Source organism: Olsenella absiana, assembly GCF_036408855.1.
Lineage (GTDB): Bacteria > Actinomycetota > Coriobacteriia > Coriobacteriales > Atopobiaceae > Olsenella_K > Olsenella_K absiana.
Window position 1 is genome coordinate 74,727 of record NZ_JAZGJQ010000001.1, and the last position, 17,763, is coordinate 92,489.

15 protein-coding genes are annotated in these 17,763 nt (G+C 75.7%); all 15 read left to right on the top strand.

The window, feature by feature from the left end:
- The first annotated feature begins 12 nt into the window (after positions 1–12).
- Positions 13–1,062 (top strand): FecCD family ABC transporter permease, encoded by a 1,050-nt coding sequence (locus tag VXJ25_RS00285; RefSeq protein ID WP_330957204.1) that lies wholly within the window; start codon positions 13–15, stop codon positions 1,060–1,062.
- Positions 1,063–1,902 (top strand): ABC transporter ATP-binding protein, encoded by an 840-nt coding sequence (locus VXJ25_RS00290; protein WP_330957205.1) that lies wholly within the window; start codon positions 1,063–1,065, stop codon positions 1,900–1,902.
- Positions 1,903–3,081 carry a cobalt-precorrin-5B (C(1))-methyltransferase CbiD gene (gene cbiD / locus VXJ25_RS00295; RefSeq protein ID WP_330957206.1) on the top strand — a complete coding sequence of 393 codons (1,179 nt, stop codon included), beginning with the start codon at positions 1,903–1,905 and terminating at the stop codon, positions 3,079–3,081.
- Positions 3,081–3,857, top strand: coding sequence for a precorrin-4 C(11)-methyltransferase (cobM, locus tag VXJ25_RS00300; protein WP_330957207.1), 777 nt, complete (start codon positions 3,081–3,083; stop codon positions 3,855–3,857). Before cbiD ends, cobM begins: the two co-directional genes overlap by 1 nt.
- A complete protein-coding gene (gene cobJ, locus VXJ25_RS00305; protein ID WP_330957208.1) occupies positions 3,857–6,643 on the top strand; it encodes a precorrin-3B C(17)-methyltransferase in 2,787 nt (928 codons plus the stop codon). The genes cobM and cobJ overlap by 1 nt, the downstream gene beginning before the upstream one ends.
- A 2-nt stretch (positions 6,644–6,645) precedes the next feature.
- Positions 6,646–8,001 (top strand): precorrin-6Y C5,15-methyltransferase (decarboxylating) subunit CbiT, encoded by a 1,356-nt coding sequence (gene cbiT / locus VXJ25_RS00310; protein ID WP_330957209.1) that lies wholly within the window; start codon positions 6,646–6,648, stop codon positions 7,999–8,001.
- 1 nt (position 8,002) lies between these two features.
- Entirely contained in the window at positions 8,003–9,451 is a 1,449-nt protein-coding gene (locus VXJ25_RS00315; RefSeq protein WP_330957210.1) for a cobyrinate a,c-diamide synthase, read from the top strand.
- The gene (gene cbiB, locus VXJ25_RS00320; RefSeq protein WP_330957211.1) at positions 9,451–10,440 is read left to right on the top strand and encodes an adenosylcobinamide-phosphate synthase CbiB; all 990 of its coding nucleotides are present in this window, start codon (positions 9,451–9,453) and stop codon (positions 10,438–10,440) included. Before VXJ25_RS00315 ends, cbiB begins: the two co-directional genes overlap by 1 nt.
- Positions 10,431–11,627, top strand: a complete 1,197-nt coding sequence (locus VXJ25_RS00325) for a pyridoxal phosphate-dependent aminotransferase (protein ID WP_330957212.1) — start codon at positions 10,431–10,433, stop codon at positions 11,625–11,627. Before cbiB ends, VXJ25_RS00325 begins: the two co-directional genes overlap by 10 nt.
- A complete protein-coding gene (locus tag VXJ25_RS00330) occupies positions 11,624–13,129 on the top strand; it encodes a cobyric acid synthase (RefSeq protein WP_330957213.1) in 1,506 nt (501 codons plus the stop codon). Before VXJ25_RS00325 ends, VXJ25_RS00330 begins: the two co-directional genes overlap by 4 nt.
- Entirely contained in the window at positions 13,126–13,812 is a 687-nt protein-coding gene (locus VXJ25_RS00335) for a precorrin-8X methylmutase (protein ID WP_330957214.1), read from the top strand. Before VXJ25_RS00330 ends, VXJ25_RS00335 begins: the two co-directional genes overlap by 4 nt.
- A 63-nt stretch (positions 13,813–13,875) precedes the next feature.
- On the top strand, positions 13,876–14,934 hold the full coding sequence (cobT, locus tag VXJ25_RS00340) for a nicotinate-nucleotide--dimethylbenzimidazole phosphoribosyltransferase (protein WP_330957215.1): 1,059 nt from the start codon (positions 13,876–13,878) through the stop codon (positions 14,932–14,934).
- Positions 14,935–15,007: 73 nt separating this feature from the next.
- The gene (locus VXJ25_RS00345) at positions 15,008–15,688 is read left to right on the top strand and encodes a bifunctional adenosylcobinamide kinase/adenosylcobinamide-phosphate guanylyltransferase (RefSeq protein ID WP_330957216.1); all 681 of its coding nucleotides are present in this window, start codon (positions 15,008–15,010) and stop codon (positions 15,686–15,688) included.
- Complete coding sequence (locus tag VXJ25_RS00350; RefSeq protein ID WP_330957217.1) at positions 15,675–16,454, top strand: adenosylcobinamide-GDP ribazoletransferase; 780 nt, start codon at positions 15,675–15,677, stop codon at positions 16,452–16,454. The genes VXJ25_RS00345 and VXJ25_RS00350 overlap by 14 nt, the downstream gene beginning before the upstream one ends.
- Before the next feature lie 152 nt (positions 16,455–16,606).
- Positions 16,607–17,710 carry a bifunctional adenosylcobinamide kinase/adenosylcobinamide-phosphate guanylyltransferase gene (locus VXJ25_RS00355; protein WP_330957218.1) on the top strand — a complete coding sequence of 368 codons (1,104 nt, stop codon included), beginning with the start codon at positions 16,607–16,609 and terminating at the stop codon, positions 17,708–17,710.
- Positions 17,711–17,763 lie beyond the last annotated feature (53 nt).

The window sequence follows — 17,763 nt, forward strand, 5'->3', positions numbered from 1 at the left end:
ATGGCGGGCGCTGTGGGAGAGGGAAAGACGCGCGCCGGCGAGGAGGCCGTCCGCGAGACGCGCGCCGGCAGGACGGCCCTGGTCATGGCGGCCCTCGCGGCGGCCCTCGCCGCGGCCTTCGTGGCCAACGTCTGCATGGGCACCGTCCCCGTGCCGCCGGACCGGCTCGCCTCCGTCCTCGCGCACCCCGACGCTGCCGACACCGCCTCGGCGATCGTGTGGAGCATCCGGCTGCCGAGGGTCTTCTCGGCCACGCTGCTCGGCGGGGCGCTCGCCGTCTCGGGCTTCCTGCTCCAGACCTTCTTCAACAACCCTATCGCGAGCCCCTTCGTCCTGGGCGTCTCCAACGGCGCCAAGTTCGTGGTGGCCCTCGTGATGGTCGTGGTCGTGGGCTCCTACGGCGTCATGTCCTCCTGGACGCTCGTGGCCGCCGCCCTCGTGGGGTCCCTCCTCGTGATGGCGCTGGTGCTGGCCGTGTCGCGGCGCGTGCGCAGCTCGTCGGTGCTGATCGTGGCCGGCGTGATGATTGGCTACGTCTGCTCGGCCGCCACGGACTTCCTCGTGACCTTCGCCTCCGACCAGAACATCGTGAACCTGCGCAACTGGTCGCAGGGCAGCTTCTCCGGCGCGCGCTGGGACGACGTGGCGGTCATGGCCGTCGTGGTCGCGGCCGCCCTCGCCTGCGCGCTCGCGCTCTCAAAGCCGATGGGCGCCTTCCAGCTGGGGGAGGGCTACGCAAGGAGCGTGGGCGTCGACGTCAGGCGCCTGCGCGCCGGGCTCGTGGTGCTCTCGAGCGTGCTCGCGGGCACCGTCACCGCCTTCGCGGGGCCGGTCTCCTTCGTGGGCGTCGCGGTCCCGCACGTCACCAAGCGGCTGCTCAACACCTCGCGCCCGCTCCAGGTGATCCCGGCGGCCTTCCTCGGCGGCGGGGTCTTCTGCCTCGTGTGCGACCTCGTCGCGCGCACCCTGCTCGCCCCGACCGAGCTCTCCATCTCCACGGTGACGGCGATCTTCGGCGCGCCGGTGGTCCTGTCCGTCCTCCTCCGTAGGAGGCGGGAGTAGATGGCGGGCGAGAAGGACGTGCGGCTCGCGGGCGCGGCCGCCGCGGCGCCCCGGGGCCTCGCGGCGCGCGGGCTCGACGCGGGCTACGTGGGGCGCGCGGTCGTCTCCGGCGTGGAGCTCGAGGTGCGCGCCGGCGAGGTCACGACCCTCGTCGGCCCCAACGGCGCGGGCAAGTCGACCATCCTCCGCACCCTCGCCGCCCTGCTCGAGCCCGTCGCCGGCCGCGTGCTCGTCGACGGCGAGCCCCTTCGCCGCCTCGGCGCCGTCGAGCGGGCGCGCCGGCTCTCCGTGGTGCTCACGGACCGGCCGCGCACCGAGCTTCTGACCTGCGAGGACGTGGTCGAGTCCGGACGCTACCCCTACACCGGGCGCTTCGGTGCGCTGAGCGGGCACGACCGCGAGGTCGTGCGCCGCACGATGCTGCTCACCAACACGTGGGGGATGCGCGACGAGGACTTCATGCGCCTCTCGGACGGCCAGCGGCAGCGGGTCCTTCTCGCCCGCGCGATCTGCCAGGAGCCCGACGTCTTGCTGCTCGACGAGCCGACCTCCTACCTGGACGTTCGCTACCAGGTGGAGCTGCTCTCCATCCTGCGCGAGCTGGCGCGGACGGAGGGGGTGGCGGTCGTGGCCACCCTGCACGAGCTGCAGCTCGCGCGGGTCGTCTCCGACCAGGTCGTCTGCGTGCGCGACGGGCGCGTCTTCGCCTGCGGCACGCCGGCCGAGGTCTTCGTGCCCGAGGTGATCGACGCGCTCTTCGACCTCGAGCCGGGGAGCTACGACCCTGCGACCGGTGCGGTGCGGCTGCCGGCGGCGCCGGGCCGCGGAGGGGAGGCGTAGATGGAGGCGTTCGAGCACTACGTCACGGTCGGGCGGCGGCGCCTGCGCTGCGGCTACACCACGGGCACCTGCGCCGCGGCCGCGACCCTGGGGGCGGCGACGCTGCTGCTCACGGGCGAGGCCCTGCCGGCCGCGCGGATAGCCACCCCCTCGGGGCTCGAGGTCCCCGTCGAGCTTACGCGCTACGACGCGGGGCCCGGCTGGGCGGAGTGCGCGGTCAGGAAGGACGCGGGCGACGACCCGGACGTGACGGACGGCGCCTACGTGTACGCGCGCGTCTCGCGCACGGAGGGCGGCGTCGCCGTCGACGGAGGGGTCGGCGTCGGCCGCGTGACGCGCGCCGGGCTCGACCAGCCCGTGGGCGCCGCGGCGATCAACCGCGTCCCCCGCCGCATGATCGAGGAGCAGGCGCGCGCGGCCATGCGCGCGGCCGGCTACGGGGGCGGCCTCGCGGTCGTGGTCAGCATCCCGGAGGGCGTGCGCCTGGCGGAGCGCACCTTCAACCCCAGGCTCGGGATCGAGGGCGGCATCTCCGTGCTCGGGACCTCCGGGATCGTGCGGCCCATGAGCGAGGAGGCCCTCGTCGCCTCCATCGCGCTGGAGCTTCGCGTCCAGCGCGCCGCGGGCGTGCGCGACCTGCTCGTGGCGCCGGGCAACTACGGGCGCGACTTCGCCGCCGGCGAGCTCGGCCTCGACGCGGGGCGGTGCGTGCAGTGCTCCAACTACGTGGGCCAGACGATCGACGCCGCCGCCCAGGCGGGCTTCGGGTCCATGCTCGTCGTGGGCTCGCTCGGCAAGCTCGTGAAGGTCGCGGCAGGCATCATGAACACGCACTCGCGCGTGGCCGACGGCCGGCGCGAGACGCTGGCGGCCCACGCCGCCCTCCAGGGGGCGAGCCGCGACCTCGTGGGGGAGATCATGCGGTCGGCGACGACCGACGAGGCGCTGCCCCTGCTCGAGCGCGCGGGCATCCTGCGCGAGACCATGGCCTCCGTCACCGCCGCCCTGGGCGACCAGCTGCGGCGGCGGGCGGCGGGCGCGCTCGACGTGGAGGCGGTCGTGTTCTCGCCCGGCTGGGGCGTCCTCGGAGAGACCGCGGGGGCGCCGCGCCTGCTCGCGCTCCTGCGGTCCGGGGCCGCAGGCGGGGAGGGTCCCCGCGGACGGAAGGGAGAGATCTGATGGTTCACTTCGTGGGCGCCGGCTCGGGCGCGCCCGACCTCATAACCGTGCGGGGCGCGCGCCTGCTGGCGGCGGCCGACCTCGTGGTGTACGCGGGCTCGCTCGTGAACCCTGCCCTGCTCGAGGGCTGCAAGCCGGGCGCCAGGACCCTCGACTCGGCGCGGATGGACCTGGGGCAGGTCGTCTCGGCGATGGTCGCGGCCTCCTCCGCGGGCGAGGAGGTCGTGCGGCTCCACACGGGCGACCCCTCCATCTTCGGGGCCATCCGCGAGCAGATGGACCTGCTCGACGAGGCGGGCGTCGCCTACGACGTCTGCCCCGGGGTGTCCGCCCTCTCGGGGGCGGCCGCCGCGCTCGGGGCGGAGTACACGCTGCCCGGCGTCTCGCAGACCGTGATCGTCACCCGCATGGAGGGCAGGACCCCCGTGCCTGCCGGCGAGCGGCTCTCAGAGCTCGCGGCGCACGGCTGCACCATGGTGCTCTTCCTCTCGGCGGGCCTGCTCGACCGCGTGCAGGAGGAGCTCCTGAGCGGCGCCTACGGGCCGGACACGCCCGCGGCGATCGTCTACAAGGCCACGTGGCCGGACGAGCGCGTCCTGCGCTGCACGGTGGGCACGCTCGCGCGGACGGCCGCCGATGCCGGGGTCACGAGGATGGCGATCGTCGCCGTGGGCGGCTTCCTCGAGGGGCCCTACCTGCGCTCCAAGCTCTACGACCCCACCTTCGAGACGGGCTTCCGCCCCGCGCGCGGCCGGTCCGAGGGGGGCGAGGCGTGATGGCGCGCGTCGAGGCCGGCAGGGCCGGCGGCGCGGTCGCGGGCGTCGGCGCCCCGGGCCGGCGGGAGCCGCGGCAGGTCTCCCTCGTCGCCTTCACGGGCGCCGGGGCGGAGCTCGCCCGCAGGGTCGCCGCCGCGCTCGAGGCCGGCGGGCGCTGGCGGGTCGCGGAGCTCGCGGCGGGGGGACGCGCCGCCGAGGCGCGCGGGCTCGCACCCGCGGGCCCCGTGGGCGCGTGGGCGCGCAGGCGCTTCTCGGCCGACGACGCCCTCGTGTTCGTGGGCGCCGCGGGCATAGCGGTGCGCGCGGTCGCGCCGCTTGTGGCCGACAAGCGCCGCGACCCCGCGGTGGTGAGCGTGGACGAGCGGGGCTCCGTCGCGGTGCCGCTGCTCTCAGGGCACGTCGGCGGCGCCAACGACCTGGCGCGCGAAGTTGCCCGCGCGACGGGCGGGGTGGCCGCGGTCTCGACCGCGACGGACGTGAGGGGCCTTCTCGCCGTGGACGCGTGGGCGGCGGAGCAGGGCCTCGGAGTCCTGGAGTGGGACCTCGCAAAGGAGGTCTCGGCGCGGCTGCTCGCGGGCGAGCCCGTGGGGTTCGCGAGCGACGTGCCGGTCGCGGGCGAGCTTCCCGCCGGGTTCGTGCGAGGCGAGGCCGAGGTCGGCGTCTGCGTGACGCGCGACCCCGCGAGGAGCCCCTTCGCCCGGACGCTCCACCTCCTCGTGCGCGACGTCACGGTGGGCGTGGGCTGCCGCAGGGGCACGGACGAGGGCGACCTCGCGGGCGCCGTGGACGCGGCGCTCGCGGCGTCGGGCGCGTCGGGCGCGGCGGTCTGGCGCCTCGCGACCATCGACCTCAAGGCGGAGGAGCCCGCGGTCGTGGCGCTCTGCGCGCACAGGGGCTGGGAGCTCACGACCTTCTCCGCGGCCGAGCTCGCGGCCGTGCCCGGGGAGTTCAGCTCGTCGGACTTCGTGCTGAGGACCGTGGGGGTGGACAACGTCTGCGAGCGCGCTGCGCTGGCCGCGGGCGGCAGGCTCGTCTCGCCCAAGCGCGCCGGTGGCGGCGTCACGGTGGCCGTGGCCGTAGCGGACGCGCCCGTCTCCTTCCCGGCGGCGGGGCCGGTGCCAGACCGCGGCGAGGCGGCCACCAGCGACGCGGGGGCCTCCACGGCGGCGGGCCCGGCCCGGCGCGGCGTGCTCAGCGTCGTGGGCCTTGGCCCCGGTGCCGCAGACGACCTCACGCAACGGGCGCGCCGCGCGATAGCGGAGGCCGACCTCGTCGTGGGCTACACGGTCTACGTCGACCTCGTGCGCGAGGCCTTCCCCGGCAAGCGGACCCTCGCCACGCCGATGCGCCGCGAGGTCGAGCGCTGCGAGGCCGCGCTCGAGGAGGCGGCGCGCGGCCAGCGCGTGGCGATGGTGTGCTCGGGGGACCCGGGCGTCTTCGGCATGGCGGGGCTGTGCCTGGAGCTCGCCGAGGGCAGGGACGACGTCGAGGTCGAGGTCGTCCCCGGCGTCACGGCGGCCACCGGAGGGGCGGCCCTCCTCGGCGCGCCGCTCATGTGCGACTTCGCCGTGATCTCCCTCTCCGACCTGCTCACGCCCATCGAGCGGATCCGCGCGCGCCTCGTCGCGGCCGCCTCCTCCGACATGGTGATCTGCCTCTACAACCCCTCGTCGCGCAAGCGCGCGGACTACCTCCGGCGCGCCTGCGACCTCGTGCTCGGCTACCGGCCGCCCGAGACGGTCTGCGGGATCGTGCGCAACGTCGGCCGCGAGGGCGAGACCAGCGAGGTGCTCACCCTGGGCGAGCTGCGCGACAGGCGCGTGGACATGTTCAGCACGGTCTTCGTGGGCTGCTCAACGACCCGCGTCGTGGACGGGCGCATGGTGACGCCACGCGGCTACCTCGGGCGCAGCGGCGCTGCGGCGGAGAAGGACGCGCCGGTCGCAGACGCCGCGGGGGAGAAGGACGCGCTGCTCGCGAGCCCCGCGGCGGAGAAGGGCACGCCGGTGGCAGGCGCCGCGCACCTGCCGCGCGTGCTCGTCTTCGGCGGCACCACCGAGGGGCGCGAGCTCGTGGAGTGGCTCGCGGGCCGAGGCGGCGCCGACGTCGTGTACTGCTCGGCAACGCCCTACGGCGGCACGCTCGTCCGCGAGGGCCCGCACGTGCGCGCGATCGGCCGGCCCCTGCCCGAGCAGGAGATCGAGGGGCTCATCGCCGAGGGGGGCTTCGCGTGCGTCGTCGACGCCACGCACCCCTTCGCGACCTCGATCTCTGCCAGCGTGCGCGAGGCCGCCGGCGCGCTCGGCGCACCGCTCGTGCGCGTCGTCCGCGAGGGCGTGCCGGAGGGGCCGTGGCGCCTCGCCGCCGACGCCGACGAGGCGGCCCGGATCGTGGACGGGCTTCCGGGCAGGGTGCTCCTCACCACGGGCAGCAAGGAGCTCGCGAGCTTCGCGCGAGGCGTCCGCGACTTCGCCGCGCGCGCCTACGTGCGGGTGCTCCCCGTCGCGGCCTCGCTCGAGCGCACGAGCGGGCTGGGGCTCGCCGCGAGCCACGTCGTCGCGATGCAGGGGCCCTTCTCGGAGGCCCTCAACCGCGCGCTCATCCGCGAGCTTGGGATCGGGGTCGTGGTGACCAAGGCGTCGGGTGCGAGCGGCGGCTTCTGGGAGAAGGTCCGCGCGGCCCGGGCCGAGGGCTGCGAGCTGGTGGTCATCGACCGGCCGACGAACGAGGAGGGCCTCGGCCTCGCCGAGGCCGAGCGCCTGCTGGCGGAGAGGTTCGTGGTGTAGCGATGAAGGTCTACCTCGTAGGCATAGGGATGGGGAACCCGGCGACGCTCACGCTCGCGGCGCGCGACGCGCTGTCCGCGAGCGGGTTCGTCGTGGGCGCGCCGCGCATGCTCGACTGCGTGCGCGACCTGCTGCGCCTTGACCCGGGCGCGGGCGAGGAGCCGGCGTCGGCAGCTGCGGCGGCCGCGGCGCCGGAGGCCCCGGGCGTCCCGGGCGCGCCGCGGCTCGTGGCGGCCGTGCGCGCGGACGACGTCGTCGCCGCCCTCGAGGGGGCGCGCGCGGAGACGGCGAGCGTGGTCTACTCCGGCGACGTCGGCTTCTTCAGCGGGGCGGCCCTGCTCGCCGGGCGCCTCGTGGGCTGGGACGTGGAGGAGGTCCCGGGCGTCTCCTCCCTCTCCTACCTCGCGGCGAGGGCGCGCGTGCCCTGGCAGGACGCCTTCGTCGTCTCCGTGCACGGAAGGGAGGGCGACGCGGCCGGCGCCGTGCAGGCGCACGCGAAGACCTTCGTGCTCACGGGCGGCGCGACCAAGGCGCAGGACGTGTGCGTCGAGCTCGTGCGCCGCGGCCTCGGCGACGTCGAGGTCGTTGCCGGCGAGCGGCTCTCGTACGCCGACGAGCGCGTCGTCCGCGGCACCGCCGCCGAGCTCGCGTCCTTCTCCTTCGCGGACCTCACGTCGCTGATCGTGCTCAACGCGCGGCCCGTCTCGCGCGCGGGGTCGGCCCCGTGCCTGCCCGACTCCGCCTTCGTGCGGGGGGAGGCGCCCATGACGAAGGAGGAGGTCAGGGAGCTCGTGGTCTGCAAGCTCAGGCTCCGCCCCTCCTCGGTGGTGTGGGACGTCGGCGCCGGCACCGGCTCCGTCTCCGTGGAGGCGGCGCTGGCGGCGCCGGCGGGGCGCGTCTTCGCCGTCGAGCGCGACGGGCGCGCCTGCGAGCTGGTGCGCCGCAACAAGGAGCGCTTCGGCCTCGCCAACCTGGCCGTCGTGCACGGGGAGGCTCCCGCGGCGCTCGAGGGGCTGCCCGCGCCGGACTGCGTCTTCGTCGGCGGGTCGGCCGGGCGGCTGCGCGAGGTCGTGGCGTCCGCGCTCGCGGCCAACCCGCGCGTGCGCGTCGTCGTCACGGCCGTCTCGCTCGAGACGGTCGCCGAGGCGGCGGGCTGCCTCTCCGGGCTCGGCATGGCCGACGTGGAGGCGGTGCAGGTCTCCGTCAGCAGGGCGCGCGCCCTGGGCGACCACCACCTCATGCTCGCCCAGAACCCGGTCTTCGTCTTCTCCGCGAATGGCGCGGGCGAGGCCGGCGGTGCTGGCGAGGCCGGCGGTGCGGGCGAGGCCTGCGGCGTTGCAGCGGGAAGGGAGGCCTAGCGTGGCCACGGCAAGCGTCCCGCGCGTCATGGTCGCGGCCACCTCGAGCGGCGCCGGCAAGACGACCGTCACCTGCGGCCTGCTCAGGCTCCTCGCGCGGCAGGGTCTCTCCCCCCGCGCGTGCAAGTGCGGGCCGGACTTCATCGACCCCATGTTCCACCGCGAGGTGGTGGGGGTGCCGTCGCGCAACCTCGACCTCTACCTCTCCGGCGAGGCCGACGTCCGGCGCCTGCTCGCCAAGGGCGCGGACGGCGAGGGCGTGACCGTCGTCGAGGGCGTCATGGGCTACTACGACGGCGTCGGCCTGACCGACGAGGCCTCGAGCTGGGACGTGGCGCGTCGCACCGAGACCCCCTGCGTCCTCGTGGTCGACGCCCGCGGCCGCGCGCGCACCCTCGCCGCCGAGGTCGTGGGCGTCCGGCGCATGCGCGAGGACAGCAGAGTGGCAGGCGTCGTGCTCAACCGGGCCTCGGCCGCGGCCTTCCCCGCCCTCAGGCGGGCCGTCGAGGAGGAGTCGGGCGTGCCCGTCCTGGGCTACCTGCCCCAGCTCGAGGGCGCCGCGCTCGAGAGCCGCCACCTCGGGCTCGTCACGGCCGCCGAGGTGGAGCGCCTAGGCGAGAAGGTCGACCTCGTCGCGGACGCCCTCGCGGAGACGCTCGACGTGGAGGCCCTGCTCGCCCTGGCGCGCCAGGCCCCGCCGCTCGCCTACGAGCCGCGCGGGCTCGCGCCCGTGGCCGCCGGCGCGCGCGTCGCCGTGGCCAGGGACGAGGCCTTCTGCTTCTACTACGAGGACGCCCTCGACACCCTGCACGAGCTGGGCTGCGAGCTCGTGGGCTTCTCGCCCCTCTCGGACGGACGCCTGCCGGAGGACGCCTGCGGCCTCTACCTCGGCGGCGGCTACCCAGAGCTCCACGCCGCCGCCCTCGAGGCCAACGCGCGGATGCGCGCCGAGGTGGCGCGCGCCGTCCGCTCCGGCCTGCCGACCGTCGCCGAGTGCGGCGGCTTCCTCTACCTGCACGACGCCCTCGAGGGCGCCGACGGCACCTGGTACGAGATGGCGGGGGTCGTGCATGCGCGCGCCTTCCGCTGCGACAGGCTCAGGCGCTTCGGCTACGTGGGCCTCGAGTCGCGCGTGGACGGCCTTCTCGCCGCGCGCGGGGGTGCCCTGCGCGCGCACGAGTTCCACTACTGGGACAGCGAGGATCCGGGCGCGTCCTTCTCGGCCACCAAGCCCCGCTCCGGGCGCTCCTGGGAGTGCGTGCACGCGACGCCTACGCTCCATGCGGGCTTCCCGCACGTGGACCTCTACTCCGAGGTGGGGGCGGCCACGCGCTTCGCCCGCGCCTGCCGCGACTACGCGCGCCGCGCGGGCGGCCCGGGCGCGCCGGGCGGCCCGGGCGCTGTCGGTGGCCCGGGCGCGGACGCCGGGGCGGGGGTGAGCGCCTCGTGATGCCGCACCAGCACCTCGTCGCCCTGGCGGTGGGCTTCGCCCTCGACCTCGCCCTCGGCGACCCCCACGGCTGGCCGCACCCCGTCGTCTGGATCGGCCGGCTCATATCCTGGCTGGAGGGGCTGCTCCGGCCCGCCTTCCCCAAGACGCCCGCGGGCGAGCGCGCCGCGGGCGCGACCATGGCCGTGCTGGTCGTGGCCGCCTCGTGGGGCGCCTGCGCCCTGGCGCTCGGGCTCGCCGCCCTCGTGTGGCCGCCCCTCTCGCTCGCGCTCGAGTGCGTGGTCTGCTACCAGATGCTCGCGACCAGGTCCCTGCGCGTGGAGTCCATGCGCGTCTGCCGCGCCCTCGAGGCGGGTGACCTCGCCGGCGCCCGCGAGGCGGTCTCCATGATCGTGGGGCGCGACACCGCCGCGCTCGACGTGGCCGGCGTCACCCGCGCGGCCGTGGAGACCGTGGCGGAGAACTCCTCCGACGGCGTCGTGGCGCCGATGCTCTTCATGGCCCTGGGCGGGGCGCCGCTCGGCGTGGCGTACAAGGCCGTGAACACCATGGACTCCATGGTCGGCTACAGGAACGAGCGCTACCGCCACTTCGGCACCGCCGCCGCGCGCGCAGATGACGTCGCCAACCTCGTGCCCGCCCGCGCCACCGGCGCGCTCATGTGCGCCGCCGCGGGCCTCGTGGGCCTCGACGCAGCCGGAGCCTGGCGCGTCATGCGCCGCGACCACGCGCGCCACGCCTCGCCCAACTCGGCCTGGACGGAGGCCGCCTGCGCGGGGGCGCTCGGCGTGAGGCTCGCAGGCGACGCGAGCTACTTCGGCGAGGTCGTGCACAAGCCCTGGATCGGCGACGACGACCGCCCCGTCGAGCCGGCCGACGTCAGGCGCGCCAACCGGCTGCTCTTGGCGACGGCGGGCCTCGCGGCGGCGGCCTGCCTCGCCCTCTCGTGGGCGATCTCGACAGTATGGGAGGTGCCGCTGTGGCTCTAGGCAAGGAGGCGGGCGAGAAGGACGCGCGCTCGCGGCGCGCCGCCGGCGCTCCCGCGGGCGAGGGGGACCCGCGCCCCATGGGGCGCTTCGAGCACGGTGGGGACGTGTGGGCGCACCCGGGGTGCACGGACTTCTCCGCCAACGTCAACCCGCTCGGGATGCCGGCCGCGGCGCGCGAGGCGCTCGTGCGCTCGGTCGACTCGTACGCGGCCTACCCCGACCCGGACTGCGCGGCGCTCAGGCGCGCCATCGCCGCCTTCGAGGGCGTCGACGCCGCCTGGGTGCTGCCGACGGCCGGCGCGAGCGACCTCATGGCGCGGGTCTGCCGGGCGCTGCGCCCGGCGCGCGCGCTCGTGACGGCGCCGTGCTACTCGGGCTACGAGCAGGCCTTGGAGCAGGTGGGGGCCTCCGTCGTGCGCCACGCCCTGCTCGAGCGCGACGGCCTCAGGCTCACCGAGCGCGTGCTCGACGACGTCTGCGGCTGCGACCTCGTCTTCCTCGCCTCGCCGAACAACCCCACCTCGCTCGGGGTGGACCTCGGGCTGCTGGGGCGTGTGGTGGCGCGCGCCGCCGAGGTCGGCGCGACCGTGGTGCTCGACGAGTGCTTCTGTGACTTCTGCGAGCGGCCCTCGGGCGTGGCGCTCGCCGGAGCCTGGCCCAACCTCGTGGTCATGAAGGCTCTGACAAAGACTTTCGCGCTCGCGGGGCTCAGGGTGGGCTACGGCGTCTGCTCCGACGCGGGGCTCCTCGCGGGGCTCGCCGCGCAGGGCGAGCCCTGGGCGGTCTCGACGCCGGCGCAGGTCGCGGGGGTGGCCGCGCTCTCGGAGCCGGGTTTCGTCGAGCGCACGCGCGCCTACGTGGCGGCCGGGCGCGCCCGGCTCGTGGCCGGCATGCGCGCGCTCGGCCTCGGCGTCGTGGAGGGGGAGGCCAACTTCCTGCTCGTGAGGAGCGACCGCGAGCTCTTCTCGCCCCTGCTCGCCCGGGGCTTCCTCGTCCGCCGCTGCGAGAACTTCCACGGGCTCGCGGGAGGCTGCGGGGAGGGCGGCACCCGGCTCGCGGGGGGCTGCGGGGAGGCTGGCGCCGCCGCGCCCGGCGACGGCGGCGGCCCGTGGTGGTACCGTGTGGCGGTGCGTACGCACGAGGAGAACGAGGCCCTGCTCGGGGCGCTTGCGGAGGTGCTCGGATGACGGCTCGGCCGATCATGGTGCAGGGGACGATGTCTGGCGTGGGCAAGAGCCTGCTCGTGGCGGGCCTGTGCCGCGTGCTTCGCCAGGACGGCCTCTCGGTGGCGCCGTTCAAGGCGCAGAACATGGCGCTCAACTCCGGCGTCACGGCCGACGGCGCGGAGATCGGCCGCGCGCAGGTCCTGCAGGCGGCGGCCGCGGGGATCGAGCCCGAGCCGGCGATGAACCCCATCCTGCTCAAGCCCACCACGGACACGGGCTCGCAGGTCATCGTGGGCGGCCGCGTGCTCGGGACCATGTCCGCCCGGGACTACTACGCCTACAAGGCCGCCCTCGTCCCCGTGGTGGAGCGCTCCTTCGCGGAGCTCGCCTCGCGCTTCGACGTCGTGGTGATCGAGGGGGCGGGCAGCCCCGCGGAGGTCAACCTCAAGCGGGACGACTTCGTGAACATGGGCATGGCCAAGATCGCGCGCTCGCCGGTGCTGCTCGCCGGCGACATAGACCGCGGCGGCGTCTTCGCCCAGATCCTCGGCACTCTGCTCCTGCTCGACCCCGACGAGCGCGCCCTGGTCAGGGGCACCATAGTGAACAAGTTCCGGGGCGACAAGACCATCCTCGACCCGGGGCTCGACGTCCTGCGCGAGCGCTCGGGGGTGCCCGTCGTCGGCGTGGTGCCCTACGCTCGGCTCGACCTCGACGACGAGGACTCGCTCTCCGAGCGCCTCGACGCGCGCGACCGGACGCAGGTGCTCGACGTGGTGGTCGTGAGGCTGCCGAGGATCTCCAACTTCACGGACCTGCTGCCGCTCTCGCAGGTGCCCGGCGTGGGGGTGCGCTACGTCTCGCGGCCGGGCGAGCTCGGCGAGCCGGACCTGATCGTGGTGCCGGGCACCAAGGCCACCCTCGCCGACCTCAGGTGGATGCGGGAGAGCGGCCTCGAGGCGCTCGTGGTCAGGCGCGCGGGCGCCGGCACCCCCGTGCTCGGCATCTGCGGCGGCTACCAGATGCTCGGCGAGGAGGTCTCAGACCCCCTCGGCACCGAGGGCGGCGGGACCCTCCGCGGCCTGGGGCTCCTCCCGGTGCGGACGACCTTCGTGCCCGAGAAGTGCCAGGTGCGCTCGAGCGGCAGGCTCGCCTCCGTGGGAGGGCCCCTCGCGCCGCTCTCGGGGCGCGCGGTCTTCGGCTACCAGATCCACCTGGGGCGGACCGTGGTCTCGGGCGGAAGCCCCCTCTGCCTGCTCGCCGACGGCGCGGGCGGCGAGGTGGCCGAGGGCTGCCAGGAGGGGTGCGTCTACGGCACCTACCTGCACGGCCTCCTCGACTCGGGCGAGGTCACCTCGGCGCTGGTCGAGGCCCTTCTCGCCCGCCGGGGCCTGCCCGCCGGCGCCGTGCGGGTGCGCGACCTCGACGCCTACCGCGAGGAGCAGCTCGACCAGCTGGCCGACCTGCTGAGGGGGAACCTGGACATGGGGCTCGTCTACGAGATTCTGGAGCGTGGCGTATGAGCGACAGGGACGTGAGCGCGGAGGGCGGTGCGCGGGAGCTCGGCGGGCTCGCCTTCGTGCGGCCGCGCGACATCGAGCGGCGGAGCTTCGAGATCATCGGCGAGGAGCTGGGCGACCGCGTGCTCGACCCCGAGGACGCGCCGGTCATCAAGCGCGTGATCCACACCACGGCCGACCTCGACTACGCGGACTCGCTGTCCTTCTCGCCCCACGCGACCAGCCGGGGGGCCGAGGCCCTGAGGCGCGGCTGCGACGTGGTGACGGACACCACGATGGCGATGGCGGGGATAAACAAGCGGGTGCTCGCGCGCTTCGGCGGCCGCGTGCTCAACTTCATCGGCGACGAGGACGTGGCCGCGCGCGCCCGCGAGCTCGGGCTCACCCGCTCGGCCGTGGCGATGGACAAGGCCGCCGCGCTCGGGCGGCCGCTCGTGCTCTGCGTGGGCAACGCCCCGACGGCCCTCGTGCGCATCTGCGAGCTGCTCGACTCCGGCGAGCTCGTGCGGCCCGCGCTCGTCGTCGGCGTGCCCGTGGGCTTCGTGAACGTGGTGGAGTCCAAGGAGCTGCTCCTCGCGCACGACGTGGACCGCATCGTGGCGCGCGGGCGCAAGGGTGGCAGCAACGTGGCGGCGGCGATCGTGAACGCCCTGCTCTACGTCGCCTCGGGCGACGAGCGGGAGTAGCGCCGCGCCCGCGCCCGCCGCGGCGTGCCGGCGCGGCGGTGGAGACGAACGAGAGGTGGGATCATGCTCGACTTCGGCGAGCTGGAAGCAAGGATCAGGCCCCTGGACGAGGGGGCCATGCGGGCGTCGCGCGACCGGTGGAACGCGGTCGCGAAGCCCGTGGGGAGCCTCGGCAGGCTCGAGGAGCTCGTCACGCAGATCGCCGGGATCACCGGCTCGCCCGACGTCGACGTCTCCCGGCGCTGCGTCGCGGTCGTGTGCTCCGACAACGGCGTGGTGGCCGAGGGGGTGACCCAGGGCGGCTCCGAGATCACCCTCGCCATCGCCGACGCGCTCGCCCAGGGGCGCTCGTCGGTGTGCGCCATGTGCCGGCCGGTGGGCATCGACGTGGTGCCCGTCGACGTGGGCATGGCGCGCCCGTCGGCCGACCCGCGCGTGCTCGACCGAAACGTCGCCCGCGGCACCGGTGACATCCTGCACGAGCCGGCCATGAGCCGGGAGCAGGCGCTCGAGGCCGTCCAGGTGGGCGCAGACCTCGTCGGCGGCCTCGCCCGCGAGGGCTACGGCCTCGTCGCGACGGGCGAGATGGGCATCGGCAACACCACGACCTCCTCGGCGATGGCCTCCGTCTACCTGGGCGCGAGCGCCGAGGCGGTCACCGGCAAGGGCGCCGGCCTCAGCGAGGCGGACTTCCGCCACAAGGTGGAGGTCGTCCGCGAGGCGGTGGCGGCCCGGCGCCCGGACGCGGACGACCCCGTAGACGTCCTGGCCAAGCTCGGCGGCTTCGACATCGCCGCGCTCGCCGGCATGTTCCTGGGCGGCGCGCTCTGGCGCGTGCCCGTCGTGATGGACGGCTTCATCAGCGAGGTGGGCGCCCTCACGGCGGTCAGGCTCTGCCCCTCCTGCAGGTGCGCGATCCTGCCGTCGCACCTGTCCGTGGAGCCCGCCGCCCGGGCGCTCATGGACGAGCTGGGCCTCGACCCCGTCCTGCACGCCGGGATGCACCTCGGCGAGGGGACGGGCGCCGTCTGCCTCGTGCCGCTGCTCGACATGGCCCTCTCCCTCTACAACGGGACGACCTTCGAGGACGCCGGCGTCGTGGCCTACGACCCGGACCTGTAGCTGGGGCGACGGTGGCCCGGAGGCGGGAGCGGCGGAGAAGGACGCGGGCCTTGGCCCGGTGCGGGAGGCGACGATGAGGGTGCTGGTCACGGGGGCCGCCTCGAGCGGCAAGAGTGCCTGGGCGGAGGCGCGCGCGATGGGGCTCGCGGCCCCGCGCACGTACGTGGCGACCATGGCGCCCGCCGGGCGCGAGGCCGCCGCGAGGATCCGCCGCCACCGCGAGCTGCGCCGCGGCAAGGGGTTCCGGACGGTCGAGCTCTTCGGCGCGGACGCGGGTTCGGACCCGGCCGTGGGGCCCGGGAACGCGGGGCCCGGCGCCGCCGGAGCCGGGGCCGCCGGGACCGGGCCGGACGTGGGCGCCCTTCTCGACTCCCTCGGTCTCCGGGGCGGCTGCGCCCTCGTCGAGGACCTGGGGAATCTCCTCGCGAACAGGCTCTTCTCGCCCGACGGTGCCGAGGTCGCGCCCGTGCTCGCCCTGGAGCGGGCCGAGGGGGACCTCGAGGCCGTCTACGCGCGCTTCGACGACGTGGTCGTCGTCGGCTGCGAGGTCGGCTGCGAGGGGGTGGACTGCCTCGTCCCGGGCGCCGCGCGCGTCCTCGCGGGGCCGGGGGACCCGCGCCTCGCGACGGAGAGGTACGTGCGGCTCCTGGGCACGCTGGCGTGCAGGGTGGCGCGAGGTTCGGACGAGGTCGTGGAGGTCGTGGCCTCGCGGCCCAACTACCTGAGGGGAGGGGACGCCCTTGTCGCGCGCTAGGACGCTCGTCCGCTCGCTCGTCGTGGCGTTCGGGTGCTTCTCCAAGGTCCCCATGCCGCGGGTGGAGTGGGACCGGGACAGCATGCGCTACGCGATGGCCTTCTTCCCGTGGGTCGCCCTCGCGATCGGACTCGTGCTCTGGGGCTGGCTCGCGCTGTGCCGGGCGGCCTCCGTGGGGGTGCTGCTGCGCGCCGCCGGCGTCGCGCTCGCGCCGGTCGCGGTCACGGGCGGCATCCACCTCGACGGCCTCGCCGACGTCGTGGACGCGCAGTCGAGCCACGCCGAGCTCGCCCGCAAGCGCGAGATCCTCAAGGACCCGCACACGGGCGCCTTCGCGATCGTCGGCGTGGCCTGCTACCTCATGGCCTACCTCGCGCTCGCCTCCGAGCTCGACGCCGCGCCCGCCACGGCCGCGCTGCTTGCCGGCCTGCACTGGCAGAGCCGCTGCCTCTCCGGGGTGGCGACGCTCGCCTTCCCGCGGAGCTCCGGGCAGGGGATGCTCGCCGCATTCGGCGCCTCGGCCGACAAGCGACGCTCGCTCGCGGCCCTCGTCGCCGAATGGGCGGCCGGGGTGGCCGCGGCGGCGTGGGTCTCCGGCGCCGCCGCGGCTGCCATGGCCGCAGGAGGCGTCGCGTCGCTGCTCTGGCTCCGCCGCTTCGCCGCCCGCCATTTCGGCGGGATGAGCGGCGACCTCGCGGGGTTCTTCCTCGAGGTCGCCGAGCTCGTGATGCTCGCCTGCCTGGTGGTGGCGACGCACCTCGCGTGAGGTACTGCGGCCGGCGCGCCTCGCGGGCGCCTGCCGGGCCCCGGCGCGCTGGCCGGACGCCGCCCGGCGTGCGCCGGGCCCCGGCGCGCTGACCGATGGATCGCCCGGCGCGCCTTGCGCCCGGGCCTCGAAGAGAAGGGCTGTGAGCTGCTATGATGCTCGTCACCGGTGGCGTCGCCTCGGGGAAGCGCACCTACGTCCGCTCCCTTGGCTTTGCCGAGAAGGACCTCGCCTATGCAAGCCCGGACGGAGCGCTGTCCGACCCCGGCGCGCCCGTCGTCGTGGACGCGCAGCTGCTCGCCCTCGCCGGCCCCGTGGGGGAGGGGGCGCTCGCCGACCTCGCGGCGCGCGAGGTCGTGGTCGCGACCGAGGTGGGCGCCGGCGTGGTGCCCGCCGGGCCGGACGAGCGCGCCTGGCGCGAGCGCGCGGGCCGGCTCGCCTGCGACCTCGCGGAGCGCGCGGAGTGCGTGGTGAGGATGGTCTGCGGGGTGCCGCAGGTCCTCAAGGGCGAGCCGGTCGCACGGGTGGCGGCCGCCCCGGCGGACGCGGTCGCCGGGGCGGGCCCGGCGGGCGGGGTCGCAACCCGCACGGCCGCCGGGGTCCGGGCGCGCGCCGGAGGCGCGGAAGGAGCCTCGCTGACCCTCGTCCTTCTCCGCCACGGGAGGACCAGCGGCAACGACCTGCACCGCTACGTGGGGCGCACCGACGAGCCGCTCAGCCCAGAGGGGAGGCGGCAGGCCCGTCGCGCGGGCAGCTGCTCGCGCGTACCCCTGGTCTACGTGAGCCCGCTCGTCCGCGCGCGCCAGACCGCCGCGATCTGCTTCCCCGACGCGGCGCAGGTCGTCGTGGACGGACTCAGGGAGCTCGACTTCGGCGAGTTCGAGGGCAGGAGCGCGGACGACATGGCGGGCGACGCCGCCTACCGCGCCTGGGTCGACGGCTGCTGCGTGGGGCGCTGCCCGGGCGGGGAGTCCAGGGCCGACCTCGTGCGGAGGACCTCCGCGGCGCTCGAGGGGATCCTCGCCACGTCGTTCGCGCGCGGAGACGAGCGGGTCGTGGTGGTGGCGCACGGCGGGACGATCATGGCGGCGATGAGCGCCTTCGTCGACAGCCCCACGCGCCGGCGCGACCCGCTCGCGTACTTCCGCTGGCAGGTCGCCAACCTGCAGGGGTATCGGATCGAGGTCAGCCTGAGGGACGGGAGGTTCGCCTTCGGCGCCTACGAGCGCGTCTGCTCCCTCGCGCCTCTCGCGTAGGTCGCAAGGCGCCGCCCGGGCGCGGCACGGCGGCCGGGCCCGGGCGGCGGAGG

What these genes read in the sequence shown, in the direction of transcription:
- VXJ25_RS00290 (WP_330957205.1), top strand. Translation starts at nt 1,063, where the DNA reads ATGGCGGGCGAGAAGGACGTGCGGCTCGCGGGCGCGGCCGCCGCGGCG.
- cbiD (WP_330957206.1), top strand. Translation starts at nt 1,903, where the DNA reads ATGGAGGCGTTCGAGCACTACGTCACGGTCGGGCGGCGGCGCCTGCGC.
- cobM (WP_330957207.1), top strand. Translation starts at nt 3,081, where the DNA reads ATGGTTCACTTCGTGGGCGCCGGCTCGGGCGCGCCCGACCTCATAACC.
- cobJ (WP_330957208.1), top strand. Translation starts at nt 3,857, where the DNA reads ATGGCGCGCGTCGAGGCCGGCAGGGCCGGCGGCGCGGTCGCGGGCGTC.
- cbiT (WP_330957209.1), top strand. Translation starts at nt 6,646, where the DNA reads ATGAAGGTCTACCTCGTAGGCATAGGGATGGGGAACCCGGCGACGCTC.
- cbiB (WP_330957211.1), top strand. Translation starts at nt 9,451, where the DNA reads ATGCCGCACCAGCACCTCGTCGCCCTGGCGGTGGGCTTCGCCCTCGAC.
- VXJ25_RS00330 (WP_330957213.1), top strand. Translation starts at nt 11,624, where the DNA reads ATGACGGCTCGGCCGATCATGGTGCAGGGGACGATGTCTGGCGTGGGC.
- VXJ25_RS00335 (WP_330957214.1), top strand. Translation starts at nt 13,126, where the DNA reads ATGAGCGACAGGGACGTGAGCGCGGAGGGCGGTGCGCGGGAGCTCGGC.
- cobT (WP_330957215.1), top strand. Translation starts at nt 13,876, where the DNA reads ATGCTCGACTTCGGCGAGCTGGAAGCAAGGATCAGGCCCCTGGACGAG.
- VXJ25_RS00345 (WP_330957216.1), top strand. Translation starts at nt 15,008, where the DNA reads ATGAGGGTGCTGGTCACGGGGGCCGCCTCGAGCGGCAAGAGTGCCTGG.
- VXJ25_RS00355 (WP_330957218.1), top strand. Translation starts at nt 16,607, where the DNA reads ATGATGCTCGTCACCGGTGGCGTCGCCTCGGGGAAGCGCACCTACGTC.